We start from the raw sequence: 17,592 nt of genomic DNA, 5'->3' as shown, positions 1-17,592 counted from the left end.
GGTTACTGTGGCAGCGGCGGGCATGATCGAGGGTTGTGCGAGCCCTATTGCAGCGCGTGAGTTCGGCGCGGGTGACCGTCGACGAGCAGGTCGTCGGCCGGATCGACCCGGCGGCCGACGGTGTCCCGCACGGCCTGGTCGCCCTGGTCGGCGTGACGCACTCCGACACCGAGGCGACCGCGCGGGCCCTGGCCGACAAGGTGTGGCGGTTACGGATCCTCGACGGCGAGCGCTCGGCCGCGGATCTGCGCGCCCCGATCCTGGTGGTCAGCCAGTTCACGCTGTACGCGGACACGAAGAAGGGCAGGCGCCCGTCCTGGTCGGCGGCCGCCCCCGGCGCGATCGCCGAACCTCTTGTCGACGTCTTCGCGCACGCGCTGCGCGAACTCGGCGCAACAGTCGCTACGGGGCGATTCGGTGCGCACATGCACATCGACTTGGTGAACGACGGCCCGGTCACCGTCATGCTGGAGTTGTGAACCGGAGTCGTATTGCCCCCGAAAGTTGGCGTCCCCCGCGATATTTCGTGATCCGGCCACGCCCTACCTGCGGTGGTGCCTGCCCGCAAACGCCGAGGAACATCCCGTTCACGTTGGCGTCACTGGTGATTAGTCATCCGGTGTTACCGTCGGTGGGAAGGACTCGAGGGTGGAGGAGCGGACGCGATGGCGGACAATGTCGAATTCGATGAGCATCTGTTCCGCAAGGCGGCCCGGAAAACGGGGCATGTCGAGGACCGGATCACCGGCATCATCGACAAGTTGAGCACGTCGATCGCTTCGCGCGGAAACTGCTGGGGCGACGACACGATAGGCCGCAACTTCGCCAACGGCCCCGATGGTCAGGGCGGTTACACCACCACCAGGGACAACCTGATCAAGGGTGCGCGCAATGTGGCGGGCACGTTCGACAACTTCAGCGAAGGACAGACGAAGACCGCCGACCTGCTGCGCGACATGGAGCACGGCAACCGCGACGGCATCCGCTGAGCCCGGGGTTCACCGACCGATGACGAACGAGCAAGCCAAGGCGGATCTGGCCGACATCCTCGACGGCGTCCAGGAGCAGATGCGGATCATCGCGCGGTTGCAGCAGGAGCGCGCCGAGCTGACCGGCCGCGCGACGGTGCGCGGCAAGCGGGTGACGGTGGTCGTGAACGCCGACAACACGGTCATCGAGACCCAGTTCGGGCCGAACATCGAAGACCTCGGCTATGCCGAGATCGCCAAGGCGATCACCGACGCCGCGCAGCAGGCCAGCGCCGACGTGGCCCGCAAGACCCGGGATCTGATGGCGCCGCTGGACAACCATCGGGCGCGGATGCCGAAGCTGTCCGACCTGGTCGAGGGCATGCCCGAGGTGCGTGCGCCGGAACCCGTCCCCGCCCCGACGGCGCCGCCGAACGCGAAAGAGCGCAGGGAGTTCTCCGATGACAGCGGCATGCGGTTCACCGATACCGAGACCGTAGAACGCGATCGTGGTGGATCGGTCACCGATTCCAGCTGGTGAGCTCGGTATTCGGGCCGGGGGAACGAGGTAGCCACCGATGGCCATCGAGCTGCCCGCCGTACTGAAATACCTCGAGCCGATCGTCGGCATGGAGTGGCCCGAGGGCAACGAGGACCAGATGTGGGCCTTGGGCGGGGACTGGCGCACCGCCGCGAGCGAATTGCGTTCGGTCATCCCCGATATCGAGGCGGCCAAGAGCGCGTCGATGACCGCCTATCCCTCGGGTGACGGCTACACGGAGATGGTCAAAGCCTTCGACAGCTTCCTGACCTTCGGCGGTGGAAACCCGCAGGACGACCAGACGCTGTCGAAGCTGGCCGATTACTTCAAGGAGATCGGCGACTCCGCCTACGACGTCGGCACGGAGATCGAGTACGGCAAGCTGATGTACTGGTCGTCGCTGGCGCTGCTGGCGGCCGAACTGGCGGCGTCGTTCTTCTCCGGCCCGTTCAAGCCCGCGGTGGACGCGGCGGCGATCGCGGCGACCCGGATCGCGGTCCGCATCATCGGCCAGCGGTTGGTGCAGGCGGTGATCCAGCGGGTCGGTCGGATCGTCGCGAACCGGTTCGTGAGTTTCATACTCAGGCACGTCGCGATCGACACGATCCTCGGCACCATGCAGGAACTGGGGGTGCAGGCCTACCAGGTGGAGCAGGGCCACCGCAAGAACATCAACGTCGAGCAGGTCGTCGTGACCGCCGTCAGCTCGGCGGCGGGTGGCGCCGCGGCGGGACCGCTGGGCGAGAAACTCGGCCATGCGCTGACCCGGCGGTTCGGCCCGGATTTCAATCCGTTCCTGCACGGCGCGATCACCGGGACGACGGCGGGATTGGTCGGCGCGGGAGCGGGTTTCGTGGGCGCGACCGCGACGCAGTTCGGCTTCGACGCGTGGACGGACGGATGGGATCGGGCGCTGCAGAACCTGGGGAACACGCCGGTCGATTGGCGGATGTTCACCGCGGGCGCCTCCAACGGCGCGATGACCAGCGTGGCCAAGGTCGGGTCGGCGCGCATGTGGAACAACCTGATGCCGACCACGATGAGCCGTCCCGACCTGGGGACGCGCCTGGACAATCTCTTCGCCGACGCGAGCGGGCCGCGGGTGGGGTACCGGCCTGATGGGGCTGCGACGCCCGGTGCGGGCGACGGCAGCGGCCTGGCGCCCGGCGCGGGGACGCAGAACCCGGCGGGTGCGTCGAACACTTCCGGGGCATCGAACGGTGCCGGCGCCCCACGCGCTGGGATGCCCGCCGCCGCGAACGGAAGCACCGGCTCAGGAAGCTCGGACACTGCGCGCTCCGGTGCCGGTGACAGCGGTACTGCCAGGGGAGACCAGGTTTCGAGTGCTGCTTCAGACGGGGCGCGGCAGGACGGGAGCGAGGCCGGGCGGAACGGGGAGTCCAGCACTCCGGAGCGGTCGGCCGGTGAGCAGGGGACGTCCGGTGAGCGGGCGTCGTCGGGTGAACAATCCGCGTCGGGGGAGCGGTCCGCATCAGGTGAGCAGTCTTCCTCGGGTGAACGGTCCACGTCGGGGGAGCGGCCCGCGTCTGGTGAGCAGTCGCCGGGTGAGCAGTCCGCCTCGGGTGAACGGTCCACGTCGAGCGAGCGGTCGACGTCCGAGACCGGTGCTGGTCTCGCCGATGAAGGACGGCAAGACCGCGGGGCCGGTGCCGACCGGTCCGAGGAGCCGAATATCGCAGCGGGTCAACAGGACAGGGCGGCGGTCGATGCTGCTGGTACGCAGCGCGGCAGCCTCGACGGCATACAGAATCCCGAGACGCGGCCGGTGTCGGATACTCCGCAGACGAGCGGCACCCCGGTCGCGGGCGCTCCGCTGACCGGCCCGGCGGTCACTCCGCCGGCTGGGTCGACCGCGGGTGCGCCACCGTCCACCGGTGTGGCGCCCGGCACTACGCACGCGTCGCCTGCTTCGACGGGATCGAGTGATGCACGGTCCGCGGATCCGCGTCCTCAGAACGCCACGCCGGACAGCAGATCCGCCGCCGACCGGGGACGAGCCGGTGTCGCGGATCGCGCGTCCGGTCCCGTCCGCGACGAGCCCGCGGTGCGAGCGGGCAAGACCGACTCCGAGGCGCCGCGAGCCGAATCCAGGCGCGAGGCCGGTGCGACCCGCCAGGTCGGCGAGACGCGCCAGGACGGTGCCGCGCGCCAGGATTCTGTCGCGCGCCCCGCGGGCGAGACGCGCCAAGCGAGTGCGGACCGACCAGAGGGCGAGACGTCGCGCTCCCGCGACAAGCCGGAGTCCGACGGCGACCGCCGCGACACCGCCGAACCGGTCGTGCTGCCGCTCGCGGGCGACACGGGCGAGACCAGGCCTGCGCGTCACCCGGGGCCGGACACCGATCGTCCGGCCCGCAGGGACTCCGGCGAGTCCAGGCCTGCGCGCCGTCCGGGTGCCGACACCGATGACCCGGCGCGCAGGGATTCGGACGAAACGTCACGGAACGATCCGGAGCCCGATGCCGCACAACAGGAGCCGGGGAACCGCGGGGAGTGCGCTCGGCTCTCGCTCGAGGAGATCCGGCAGGCCACCGGGAGCGATACCATCCGGCCGCCGGAGGAGCCGGTCGGCCCGCGAGGTATGTCGCTGCGCGACATACAGGATGCCGCGGGCGGCCGTCTGTGGGATTACCCGGACAGTGGACCGGACCACCCCCGTCACCAGGCCATCGCCGACGAACTGCTGCGGATGGCCAGGGGAATGGACCCGCGCGATATCGCCGAAGGCAGGGTTCCGCGCGCCCTCGTGGTGGACGAATACACCGGCCCGGTCGACGAGCACGGGGTCGGCGCCCATGCCTACACCCTGACCGTGCGCATGCACCCGGACACCGGCGAATTCCACATCGACGTGTCCGATCCGGGAGCCGACAGCCGCAGGGGATTCCCGCCGGACGTGCCGATGGATCTCCGCGCGGTCTCGGCCGTCCTGTTCGACGGTCAGGGAAAGGTGGTGCCGCCTAACGGATCCGACCCGCGTGTGCGTCCGACCGACGATCGCCCGATCTACCGGCCCGACGGTGAGATCGCCGGTCGGCGCGACGACGAGACGCCGAAGCAGTTCCGGGCGCGGATGCGGGCCGAGATGGCCGATATGCACTCCCGGCGGGCAGCCGAGCAGGCGCGGCAGCTGCGCGACCTGGTGGACCGCATCGATGACGCGGATCTACCGGAGGGAGTGTCGAAACGGTCGCTGCGGATCAGGGCGGCGCAGGCGGAATGGCATGCCCGCGAGTACCGCAAGAACGCCGATACCTGGTGGCGGGTCGCCGGTGGGCGGCCCGCTGACGATGCGCCGATACCGCCGCGATCACCGTCCGACTCCGCTTCGGAACCGAATCCAGCGCGCAGCCACGATGATTCGAGCATTCTCGACCCGGCGCGAATTCCGCCGGGCGATGATACGAACCCGCCGGACCCGGCGCGGATTCCACCGGGCGACCGCGATCGGGACGCACAGGACGAGGCGAATCGGCCATCCGAGCCCGCGACCCCGCCGCGCCACGCGGACGACGAGGCGCCGGAGCCGGGCGATCGGAAGGTGGCACCGCTGGACCGCGACGGTCCGGAGGGCGACGACGCGGCACAGCCATCGCGCGACCGGACGCTCGACGAGACCCCCGACTTCCTCGGCGAATCCGACGACGCCGAGCACCGGTTGGAAAACGGCGCCGATGAGGACGTTCCGGCGGGTATGTACCGCGACGCCGATGGACTGCTGCACAAATTCGGTGATCGCCTCGACTCCTACCGCGACCCGGACGGCACGTGGCATCACGAGGACGACGATCCCGGCACCTACCGCGACGACACTTTCCGGCTGCACGACGAGCCGACCAAGGAATACCTCCCGGATCATCTGACGAAGCGGCCCTACCGGTTCATGGCCGATCCCGGCCCCGCTCAGCGGTACACGGTGGTCGATGACGTGATCGCCCGCGAGATCGCGAAGACGGTCACCGAGCGTGCGACATTGCAGACGCAACGCGACGCGGCCAATGACATGGTCAAGCGTCATATGGCGGAGTTCAGGATCGAGAAGATCAGCGACCTGGCCGAGGAGAAACTTGCCAAACGGGTGGCACATCTCGAGGCCGAGATCCTAGAGTCCGACCTCTCCGACGACGAGAAGCAAGCCAAGCTGGATCGTCTCGTCGAGATGCAGCGCAACGCGGCGGAGTTCAACCGGCTGGGTCCGTTGCTGAACAAGGCGTCGAAGACGCTCGGCGAACTGGGTGGCCGTGCATTCGGGCTGGATAGGGAAAAGTGGCCGGGCGCGGTGCTGCTGACCCCGTTCGACGGCGCCATCGATGGCGCCGATACCGTCGACATCGCGGTGCTGGTCCCCGGCGTGAACGGTGAGCCGCCGAAGCTGGTGGTGATCGAGGCCAAGGGCGTCGGTGCGACGCTCAACGGCTCCAAAGTCGCCGAAGCCCAACAGGGGTCACCGGAGTACCTGCGCCGCACGGCGGCGATCGACAAGAATCTGCGGCGGATCCTGACCGAGACGCCCGAGGAGATGGCAGCGCGCGGTGTCGATCCGGACAGCGCGAAGGGGCGGGCGCTGCTGCGGGCGCGTGAGCAACTGCTCCGAGCTCATCGGGACGGGACGCTGGGGGTCGAATACCACCTCGTGCACGCCACCAAGAACGGCGACATCACCGCACGCCGATTCGATCTCACCCGAGACGGCGAGCTGGTGCGGGTCGATGTCATCGGCGGCATCGCATCGCCTGTGCTGGTGCGGATACCGGGCCACGCGCCGACGGCCGGTACCCCAGTTCGTGCGGCGGACGCCCCGGTAAATGATGCCGCCGACCCGGCGCGTGCTGCCGCCGACCCGCCGCGCCACACCACCGAAGCGCCACCCGACACCGACGAATCAGCCGTTGCGCAGGACGGCGACAGCGACGCGGCGGACGCCCGCGACGCGGAGTTGCTCGGTGTATCGGGCGAGGACGAATGGTCGCACCTGAGTCCGGAGGAGGTCGGCGAGCGGTTGCAAGAGCACCTGCGTCAGGCGATGGACAACCCCGGCTTCGAGGTCTTCGGGTTCGACCTGTCCGGTCTCAACCCCGAGGTCGTGCGCGAATACGCCAGGACCATGGTCGATCTGTTCGATCGATTCCCGGCCGTGGACCTGCGCAGCATCGGTATCGGCGGCCTGCCGCCCGAGGTGATCGGCATGGCGCAGCCGCGGCTGGACTCCTCCGGCCGCATGTTCACCGAATCGATCGTCCTCAGCTACGACCACGCGGGCAGCGCGCTGACGTTCCGCGATCGGATGCGGCTCGGTGTCGACAACGGGCGGTTCTCCCCGGAAGTGCTGCGCCGTCCGGTGCGCGCCGTCGTGGCGCATGAATACGGGCACGCGCTCGACTACGCCGGTCAGCAGAGCGCGCGCCATCGCGCCGAGGAATATCTGTACGAGCGCTACTTGGACGACGAGACCCGCGACCCGGATCTCGCGTTCGGGGACTGGCTACACCAGCTCAGCGGCCACAGCTTCGACCGTGAAGGGACCCTGCGGCCGGAGGAGGCGCTGCCAGAGGCGTTCGCGGACCGGGTGCTGCGCGGCGACGCCGACGCCGACTCGGTGAGCGCCCCCGCCCGTGCACTGCACGATCTGCTGACCCGCTCGGCCGCCGAGCCGCCGGAGACCGGTGACGCGCCCGTCTCGCTCGAGCCGGACCACGTGGACCTTCCGGACGATCGCCCGGACGCGGGTGCGTGGGCGGACAAGTCCTCCAACGGTCCGCCGCGCGCCGCGTCGTCACCCGACGAGTCGCGCGCTGGGCCGGAGCCGGGCGATCGGGAGGCCGCGGCGTCGCGACGCGACGATGCGGTGAACGACGAAGCGGCGCAACCACCGCGGACCGCCGACGACCACGACGACCCCCTCGGCCACGACGGGGACGTCCTGTTCGAGGGCAATCTGCCGGAAGACGGAACCCCGCTGTACCGCGGCATTCCCCGTCTGTTGCCCGACGGATCGGTCAATCCTGCGTTCACCGACGCGATTTCGGGCCGGGCGGTGCCACGGGGCACCGTGGACCTGTCCGCCGAAGAGCACATCGGTCAGCGGCGCGCCGCGGAGAGCGACACGACCTCTTGGTCGCGCACGCGCAGTGCGGCCGAGCAATTCGCCAACGGCGACGGAGTGATCCTGGAATGGCGCACGGGCCTGCCGCCGGAGGGCGCGTCCTGGAAGTTCAAACCGATCTTCGACCTGCCGGACCAGTTCTCCCAGGTGCTCATCCAGGGCACACTGCCCGACGCTCGCGCGACCAGGTTCCTCGCCGGGGACTCCCGGCGCCTCGGCGAATCCGAGCCGCACGAGCCGGTGACTCTGTCCGCCGATAACCCGCCGGAGACCGACCGCCTGGACTCCGGAGACGACGAGATAGCGTCGCTTCCCGATCCGAGCGTCCCGCCGCGCGGGACCGACGATGGCACGCGATCCGAAGACCCACGCGACCGGATGTCGCCCGAGTCCCGCGCCGAATATGACCGATTCGCAACGGAACTGGATCAGGCGCGGGAGCGGCGGGACGAACTGCGCCAGCGACGTGACGATCTCGCGGGGCGGTTCCCGATCGATGACGCCGACGACTGGGCGGCCCTGCGACCCGGACCGGATGGCCTCGACCGCACGCTGGCGGAGTTGCGCGGGCGGACCATGCCGGTCACCGAGATGCCGGAACGGCTTGCGAGGATCGGCGAGTTGGAACAGGTCGCGCGGGACTTCGCCGACGCCGACGCGGAGGCCGCGCGTCTCGAGACGGAACTGGCGGACCTCGAACTCTCCACCACCCCGCTGGGCGAATACGACCGGCTCGTCCAGCAGCGTCAGAAGCTGACCCGCGAACGCGAGTTCTGGCGGGCCAAGCGCGACGACCGGGTCGCGCGCTGCGACTTCTGGGGCGACAACGTCCCCTTGGGCGAGTCGGCGTTGCGCGGGGATCAGTTGGAAGCCACCGTCCTGCGGTTGTACGAGGCGGCGAACGTCCGGACGATCGACGACGTCGGCGGCCTCGACGACGCGCCGCACACCGACCGGGTCGCGCCGGAGCCGCTGGAACTCGAGCATCGCAGGCGGGTGATCGAGAAGCTCGCGGCGGCCGCCGAGGAGGTCGACCAGCTCGACGAGCGAATCCAGCACGTGGACCGGCAAATCGACGAGCTGCGCAGGGCCGGCGTCGGAGCGGAACGATCCCGCCCGCGAGACGTGATCGACGCGCTGGAAGAACTGGCCCAGCATCGGGCCGACGCGCTGCGAGAGGTCAAGCCGCTGCGGCACGAGCGCGACGAACTCGCCGCCCGCCTCGGTCTGCTGGACTCCGACGGGCGGGTCGAGCAAGCGGCTTGCGAGCCGGACCGGCTGGAGCGGACCGTGGCCGACCTGCGCGCCGCGGTCCGCGACGGGCTCGCCGATGGAACGCACACCGCCGAGGAGGCCGCCGCTGTCCACCGCGACATCGACGCACTCGACACCGTCGCGCGGGAAGTGAACGAGGCGCACCACACGATCGGCCGCATCCAGGACGAGATGGCGAGGGTGGCGGGCGTCTACCGCGACCTCGTCGAGGGCATCGGCGGCCGGATGCTGACCGATCGAGTCGGCATCATCGACGGTGAGCGACCGCGCATCATCGTGTTCGGTCCCCGGCCCGACCCGGCCGCGCCGCGCGCCGACCACGACGCGGCTCTGGCCGATGCCCTGCGCCGCAGTTCCGATGCGGCACAGGCGATCGTGCGCCCGGAAACCGCGGTCGACTACCGGACGGTGCTCGCCGACCGCGAGGACAACGTTCGGGTGCGGGACATGGACCCGCCCGAGATCGAACGGTTGAGCACCGGGTGGATCGGCGGCCGCCGGCTGGACATGACCTCGTGGCGCGACGCGGACGGCGTCTGGCACCGCGTCGACCCGACCCGCCCGGACTGGGAATTCGGGCGCGACCGCGGCGAGCTGCCCAAGAAGTACTCGCCGAAGGAACTGCCGGACGGTGTCAGCGGGTGGGCGATGGAGGACGTCGTCAACGACATCATGCTGCCGGCCGACGACGTTCCGCCGGGCATGATCCCGGAAAGCAGCCTCCCGGTGCACATGCCGCAGGCGCCTTCGCGGTACGACACCTCGGGCGTCGACCCGGACGATATCTTCACCCAGCACTGGGGCGGGGATTCCTACAACGTGGTCCGTTTGCTGCTGATGGCGGCTCAGGTGCCGAAGCATCCGGCCGTGAAGGCGTGGATCCAGCGTCATCCGGAGATCGGCGAGTGGGTGCGGGCGCGGCCGTGGCTGCGGCATGTGCCGCCGTTCGGCACCGTGTTCCGCAACTACGAATGGTTCGCCCCGCCGCAGCGCAATATCCAGCCGATGCACCGGCCGTGGGATACGGCCGACCATGTGCCGCCGGGTGACCGGGTCGATATCCCGGAGGGCTTGCAACGCGAATGGGACCGCGACATCGCGACCTGGCAGCGGGTCCAGGACTGGGCGAACGCGGAATACCAGCGGTTCCTCGCCGACGACACCGACCTCGACCGGATCGCCGAAGGCCTCGAACGGCATCGGCGCACCGAGCAGCAAGCGCGCGCCCGCGAGGTGGTGGACCTCGTCACGCGAGAGCTGGTCCGGCGGCAGCCGGGCATCGACCCGCTCGGTGACGTCGACGCCCAGCTGAGCCGCATCCACGACGAGATCGACCGCGTCGCGGGCGAACTCGCGGACCGGTTCGCCGCCGACGACCCCGAGGCGATCCGCGACACGGTCGAAGACCTCCGCGAACTGCTCGCGGGCGGTGCGGATCCCGATCAGGTCGCTGACGCGCTCGGCGAGCACATGCGCGACGATGTGCCCGCGCTCACCCGGGAGGATCTGGCGCGGATCAAGAACCACCTGATGGTCGACGAGCATCGGGTACGCGACCACAGCGACCCGCACGGCCGGTACGTGCACACGCGGATGGATCGCCTCGCCGATGTCGCCGAGGCATGGAACCGCCTGATCGACGGGGCGCCGCTGCCGCAGGACTTCGTGCTGCTGCGCGACATGCTGGCCGAGGCACGATTCCTCGACGCCGATCCCGGGGCGAGCTGGCAGCAGGCCAACGCCCACGCGATCGGCCTCGGCTTCCACTGGGACGCCGACCGGCCGCCGCTGACCGAATGGCGCGCGGGCATCCCCTATGCTCCGGCTCCGCTTCCGCCGAACCCCGGCTACCTGCCCCCCGCTTCGGGCGCTGCCGGTGCGACGCCGCCACGACCTCACGGCCCGACCGGCGACCGCCGCCCACCCACCGGGGAGCAGCCGCGTCCGCAGGGGGAGGTCGAGTCTCCGGCGCCGCAGCCGAGCGCAGACGGCGGTGGGCAGAAACCGCCGCAGAATCCACCCGCCGTCGCGCGTCAGGGCGAGCCCGACGAGCCGGGTGACGGCGCGCCGGAGTCGCGAGTCGACGTTCCCGCGAGCGAGTCGGGAGCTGCGCGTCTTGGCGAACCTGGTGTCGGAGAGCCGGTTGTGGCTGAGGATTCGCGAGTCGCCGGTTCCGAGGACGAGTCTGGTGCGATGCCCAGCGCTGCACACACCGGCGCGCCCGGTGATGGTGTGCGGGGTGCGCCGGACGACCCGCACTCCTCCGCGCGAGGGGAGGACGAGCAGACCGAGCAGGGAGAAGCCGAGCCGTCGGCTGCGCAGTCCCATCAGCAGGTCGAACCCGGACCGTCCTCCGCCGCGCGGGACGACGCGCACCGCGCGCTCGCCGAACTCGACGAGATGCACCGCCGAATCGACCAGCAACTCGATGACCTACTGCGCCGGGTCGGTGCGGATCTGGACCGGATGGAGCAGCGCGCCCTGGACCGCCTGGCCGCGATCGAAGCCGAGATCGCCGGACGGTTCGACGACCTGTCCGCACGACCGGGTACGGGCCAGGGCGCACTCGCGGGCGAAGCGCCGCCACCCGCGCTCGGCCCGCACACTGAGCCGGAGAATTCGGCCGAGGCGGCGCTCGAGCGTATTCGAGCGGAATTCGACGACGCGGCCCGCCGCACCGGCCAACAGTTCGACGAACTGCTCCGCGACACGTTCGCCCAGCTCGACGGGATCGCCGCGGACCTCGATCGGCATTTCGACGCCGCCGTCACCCGGCTCGACCGGCTGGCCGCCGGACAGGACGACACGGCACACCTCTCTCCCGAGAGCCGGGCGCTGGACGAGTTGCACACGCGCCTGCTGGCCGAGTTGGACGAGATCCACCGCCGCGCCATTGACCGCCTCGCCGAACTCGAACACGAACTCGACGGATCCACTACCCCGATCGATCCGGACACGCACCCCGCACCCTCGCACGCAGCCGGGGAACCCGTCGCGGAAACAGTGCGCGGCACGGACCCTGGCGTTGCTCGGGAGGGCAGGGGGCCGATGCACGACAAGACCGAGGCCGAGCCGACAAGTCCATCCCCACAACGGGATGCGGCCGCACGTGAGTTGGCGGACGCGCAGGTAGTTCTGGCGGAGGCCCGGCGTGGGTTGCCGGTGAACGACGAGGATCTGACGCGGGATGCGTTGGATGACGCGCTCGACGGCCTGCGTAGCCGGACGATGCGGGTGGATGAGCAGGGGCCGTGGCAGGAGCGGATCACCGGGCTCGAGCACGCTGCCCGGCGTGTATTCGCCGCCGAGGACGAGTTCTCCCGGGTGGACAACGCGCTCGAACAGGCCGGGGAAGCTGTCGAACTGCCATCGAATGTCACGCGAGAGCCTGCGTTCGGAGACGGCCTCGCGCAGCCCGCCCGAGCTGCCGAAGGCACCCCGCCGTCCGGGCCGCCGACTCCGCCCGCCGACGCGGAGTCGCCTGCCGGCGGTGGGGCGGAAGGCCCCCGCCGCACGGGCAACCCGGTACGCGATGTGGTCGAGTTCTTCCGGGAACAGCGTGATTGGCCCAGCCAACGCGATGCCGACCCGCTCACCGATGCCGAGGCCGAGCACGTCCGCCGGCTGGCCGAGGCCCTGGGCCTCGGCGAAACCTTCAGCGGACTGCGCGATCCGCTCGCGGCCCTGGCCGAACTCGCCGAACTCGCCGGAGCTCGTGGCTTCCTCGACGATGCCGACGGCCCCCGTATGCGCTTCCCGGACGATTTCGAGCCGCTCACCAGCGACGAACGCTACGGCGACGAACAGTTCTGGCTGTCCGAGGCACACGACGACGGACTGCGCGAGGTGCGGGCCGACCTGCGCCGCGCGGGCCTGCCGGTCGAGGAACCACGACAACACCAACTGCCTGCCGCACCCACGAGCCCGGTTTCCCTTCCACCCGCTCCTACCGACCTGAAACACTCGACCGCGCAGAGGGATACGGCTGCCCGGGAGTTGGCGGACGCACAGGCCGATCTCGCGGAGGCTCGGCGTGGTCTGCCGGTGAACGACGAGGACCTGACACAGGGTGCCTTGGATGATGCGCTGGAGAGACTGCGCTCGCGCACGATGTGGGTCGAAGAGCAGCAGCCATGGCAGGACCGGCTTACCGGGCTCGAGCGCGCCGCCCGGCGCGTATTCGACGCCGAAGCGGAAGTGGCCCGCCTGGATGACGCACTCGCGCAGGCAGCCGAGGAGCCATCGAAAGACGCGGGCTCCGAACGCGATGCACAGCTGGCGGAGCGTGTGCCCGAGGGGTCGATCCGCGACGGCGAGGCACCTACCGGCCCCGAATCCCGAGCGCCGCGCGCCGAACCGATCGAGCAGACCCGCGACCGGCTTGCGCGCCGCTTCGGACTCGACGAGACCGATCTGTCGCCGGAGAATCTCGGCGCGACCATCGCCGATCTGCGGTACCGAAATCTGTTGCGCGCCGGTGTGGTCGAGGCGATGGCCGCGGCGACCGAGCGGGCCCGCGCCGTTCGCGACCCCGACCTGCGCGCGCAGGCGACCGCGACCCGCGACACCTGGGCGCGGCGGCTCCGCATCGATCCCGCGGATCTGGATCGCGATCCGGAGGCGACGGTGGCAGACGCCCGGGCCGCGGTGCGCCACGAGGCGGAAGCCATCGCGGACCTCGCCGACGCCGTCCAAGCGGCGCGTGGGCAGACCGGTCCCGAACCGGGCCCGACCCGCCGCTACACCCTCGAAGTCGACGGCGAGCGGGTGCCCGCGCGGCTGGTGGCGGACGAGAACGACGGGTGGCGGGTCGAGGTACCCGAACGTCTCGACGCCCCGGCGCCTGCCGACACGACCGTGCCCGCACCACGGGAACCGGCGCGACCGAAGTCACGCCTTCGCCGCCTGTGGGAGGCGCTGAACACCGGCTTCCGCGGTCAGAGCCCCAAGTACCCGTCCGGCTCCGGTGTCGACAGCGCGGGCCAGTCGCTGCTCGCGCACGAAGCGGGGCTGCCGCTGACCAAGCACTACGATCCGACACCCGCGCCGGGTGACGAATACGAGGTGATGCAGACCAAGTTCAGCCCGGTCCGCATCCTGAAGGAAGCCGTCACCATGTGGCGCAAGCGTGAACTCGTTCCGCTGCTGAAGCGCCTGACCTCCCGTGTCGACAACCGGGCAGGCGAGTACGGCACACCGATCACCCGCGACGGCGAGGAGTACCGGTACTGGCTGGAGGAGGCCGATCCGGAGCTGGTGCGCCGGGAACTGGGGGTGGAACTCGACGAGCTGAAGCGGCAGGCCGAGGACGCCCGCGCGATCGCCGCGCCGGATTCCAGGCCGGAGCCGACCGACGGCGAGGCGCCCGACACCATGCCGGACCCGTCCGAGCGGTCCGGCGAGGAGCTGCCCGCCGGGGCCGGTGAGCTCGCGGACTGGCTGCGCGAGCTGTCCGAGGCGTCGGTCCTGCGGCAGGAACTGGCCGACGCCCTCGCCGCCGCGGCCGACTCCCTCGGCGTCGACCTCGGTGCGCCGACCGCCGAGAACGTCCGCCGAGCCATCGATCTGCTGCGGTATCAGCAGATCCGCCGGATCGGCGCGCTCACCGGTCTCGCCGAGGCGTCCCGCCGCTACAACGCCGAAGACGGGCGGATCCCCTACAGCGACGAGGTCGGCTTCTTCGACGCCAACCCGATGAACCGGTTCCTGGGTGAGGTCGTGCGCGCCTTCGGCGGCGATCCCACCCTGCTGGACTGGGAGGGCGTCAACAACGGCGGCGAGCCGAGCCGCGAGTGGGGCGACCTCTACGACACCGACCAGCCGGGCCAGGACCAGGGTCTGCGCACGTTCTTCGAGAACGCGCTGCGCCGCGACCAGATCAACGACGAGCGCTCCGTGTGGGCGCAGCTGCTGGGCACCGATCTGCACGCGCTCGACGCGAATCAGCTGGCGAACGCGCTCGCCGAGGAGATGGACCGCATCCGCGAGCACGCTCGCGGCCTGACCGATTTCCTCGCCGACGCCGAGGAGTTCCTGCGGGCCGACGCCGCGGCGGACGAACTCACCGGCGTGATCGGTGATATGGCCGGGCGGGAGTGGGTGCTCGCGCGGGGCGGCGCGCTGCTCGAGGACGGCACCGGGCTCGGCTTGGTGCCCGGCGAGCCCGGTGGGCCGATGCGGTTGGTGGTGATGGACGGCAGACTCGACCACGATCGGGTGATCGCCGACGCGCTCGCGGCGCACCCACGGCTCGCCGAAGCCGTCAACGAGGGCATCGTCGAGGTCCACTACCTGGTCACCGATGTGCAGGCCGGGCAGGAACGGATCGTGATCGCCGACGGCGGGGCGACGCGGGTGCGTCACTTCGCGGGCGAGGTCGAGGGACGCAGGCTGGACGTGACCGTGGTGAACGACGGCGACGGTTGGCGCGTCGTGCCGGACGCTCCGGTGGAACCCGACGCGCGCCCCACCATCGATGAGGCGCCGGAACCGTTGTCGCGGGCAGAGATCCGCGCCGGCATCGACGAACTGGCCGAGCGCCTCGGCATCACCGCAGCGGAGCTGGCTTCGCCCGGCCTGCTCGCCGAACGGCTCGCGGTGCTGCACGACGAGAACGCGATTCGCGCCGGCCAGATCGAGGCGATCATCGACTACGCGCGCACCGCCTGGGATATCGACACCTACCACCAGGTCGGCGACGCGCGGAATCTGCTGGCGCATCGGCTCGGCCTGGATGCCGGGGAGATGACACCGCAGCGCCTCGCCGAGACAGTCGCGGACCCGGATATCCGTAACGCCTTGCGTCAGCAGCGGGCCGAGGCGCTGGTCAAGTACGCGAAGCTGTTGCGCGGCATGGACCGAGGCGCGATCGATGCCGCGAACGATCGGCTGGTCCGCCGCCTCGACGCCTTGCCAGGAACCATACGGATCACCGGCATCGCGCAGCTGGGCGAGGTGATCGCCAATCTGTCGCAGCGGCCGAATCTGCACCCGCACCTGGTCGACGCGATCACCGACTACGCCGACGCGCTCGCCGCCGTGGATGTGTTCGACCCGCGCGCCCACGGCGATCAGGCGATCGATCCCCGCGTGTCGGATGTCGAGTTCCCGGTGCACGACAAGGCCGTCCGCCATCTGCTCGACGTCATCGGCGACGTCGCCCATCTCACCGAGGCTCCCGGCCGCCTCGGCATGCTGGACGGCAGCACCGACCTTCCGCCCGGCCCCGACCGCGGCGCGAGCCGGGACTTCGCGCGCCTGGTCGGCGTCGACCTGACCGACGCGGGTCCCGAGCGGTGGGCCGAGGTCTACGAGGTCTACCGCGACGGCAAACTCGACCAGAACGAGCGGCTGACTCCCGCCCAGCTCGCGGAGGTGCAGGCCGAACTGCGCGCCGAGGTGGTCCAGCGCGCCGACGACATCGCCGCCCTCGGTGACCTCGTCCAGCGAGCCGCCCGTGCCGACCTGGAACACCTATCCGCCCAACGGGATGCGGCGGTGCGCGAGTTGGCGGACGCGCAGGCCGATCTTGCGCAGGCTCGCCGTGGTCTGCCGGTCGACGATGAGGACCTGACGCGGGACGCGTTGAATGAAGCGCTCGACGGTCTGCGTGGTCGCACGATGCGGGTGGATGAGCAGGGTCCGTGGCAGCGGCGGGTCGCGGAGCTGGAGCGTGCGGCCCGGCGTGTGTTCGACGCCGAGGATGAGGTCGTGCGGTCGGGCGACGCTCTCGAACAGGCCGATCACGTGACCAGGACATCACTGATCGATCGCGACGGCGAAGCTCTTCCGCCCACGGAAGATGGTCCGGCTGAGGTTCCGACACATGCCGAGGTGGCGCGTCTGTCCGCGCAGCGGGACGTGGCGGCGCGAGCGCTGGTGGATGCGCGGGCCGATCTCGCGGAGGCTCGGCGTGGTCTGCCGGTCGATGACGAGGACCTGACGAGGGATACGTTGGATGACGCGCTCGAGGGTCTGCGTTCGCGGACGATGCGCGTGGATGAGCAAGGGCCGTGGCACGAGCGGGTTGCGGGTCTCGAGCGGGCGGCTCGGCGTGTGTTCGATGCCGAGGACGAGCTCGGCCGGGCCGAAGCCGCTGTGCGGGACGCTGATCGGGAACGTTCCGCGCATCGTTCTCCGCAGGAGTCCGGTTCGCGGGCGACTCGCGGTGGCGGGGAGACGAATGGGGACGCTTCTCGTCCGGCGCGGGGCCGTGATGAGGATTCGTCGAACAGCGGTGCACGCGCGCAGCGCGACGGTGACGAGGAGTCGTCGGGCGGTGCACGCTCGAACCGCGACGGTGATTCGGAGCCGCCCGAAGGGCCGTCGGCTCCGGATCGGGCACGTTCCCGGCGGATGCCGCCGAACTGGGCGCTGCGCTCGCACATTCCGCATCCGCCGAAGGACTACGAGTTCGAGATGCCGGGCCCGTTCCTGAACGAGGTGGAACCATGGCCCGTCCCGATGCCGCGGCCGGAACCCCCGAAGCCGCCGAACCCACCCCACCCCCCGTCGCCGCCACAGCCTCCTGTTGCGCCGCAGCAGCCGACGCCTCCGGCTTCGCCCACGCCTCCCGAACCTCCGGTCCCACCGGTGCCGCCGGTCCCACCGACACCGCCGCATCCACCGGTACCGCCAGGTCCGCCACCGGTACCGCCAGGTCCGCCGACGGTGCCACCTACGCC

Annotated in this window: 3 protein-coding genes and 1 pseudogene; all 4 read left to right on the top strand. The window is 70.6% G+C overall.

The annotated features are described in order from the left end of the window. Nucleotides 1-35 precede the first annotated feature (35 nt). The gene (dtd, locus tag ABZ420_RS19675; protein ID WP_357124484.1) at nucleotides 36-479 is read left to right on the top strand and encodes a D-aminoacyl-tRNA deacylase; all 444 of its coding nucleotides are present in this window, start codon (nucleotides 36-38) and stop codon (nucleotides 477-479) included. A gap of 186 nt (nucleotides 480-665) precedes the next feature. Then, nucleotides 666-989, top strand: coding sequence for a hypothetical protein (locus ABZ420_RS19670; protein WP_357124482.1), 324 nt, complete (start codon nucleotides 666-668; stop codon nucleotides 987-989). Nucleotides 990-1,008: 19 nt separating this feature from the next. Next, the gene (locus ABZ420_RS19665; protein ID WP_357124479.1) at nucleotides 1,009-1,509 is read left to right on the top strand and encodes a YbaB/EbfC family nucleoid-associated protein; all 501 of its coding nucleotides are present in this window, start codon (nucleotides 1,009-1,011) and stop codon (nucleotides 1,507-1,509) included. Nucleotides 1,510-1,546: 37 nt separating this feature from the next. Next, nucleotides 1,547-17,592: pseudogene (locus ABZ420_RS19660) on the top strand (hypothetical protein); the annotation flags it as partial.

This window comes from Nocardia sp. NPDC005745 (genome assembly GCF_040630775.1).
GTDB lineage: Bacteria > Actinomycetota > Actinomycetes > Mycobacteriales > Mycobacteriaceae > Nocardia.
The sequence above is the reverse complement of the archived record's forward strand: the minus strand, read 5'-3'. Positions and strand labels throughout refer to the sequence as shown.

Excerpts from the sequence above, each read along its gene's own strand:
- ABZ420_RS19670 (WP_357124482.1), top strand. The coding sequence starts at position 666 with ATGGCGGACAATGTCGAATTCGATGAGCATCTGTTCCGCAAGGCGGCC.
- ABZ420_RS19665 (WP_357124479.1), top strand. The coding sequence starts at position 1,009 with ATGACGAACGAGCAAGCCAAGGCGGATCTGGCCGACATCCTCGACGGC.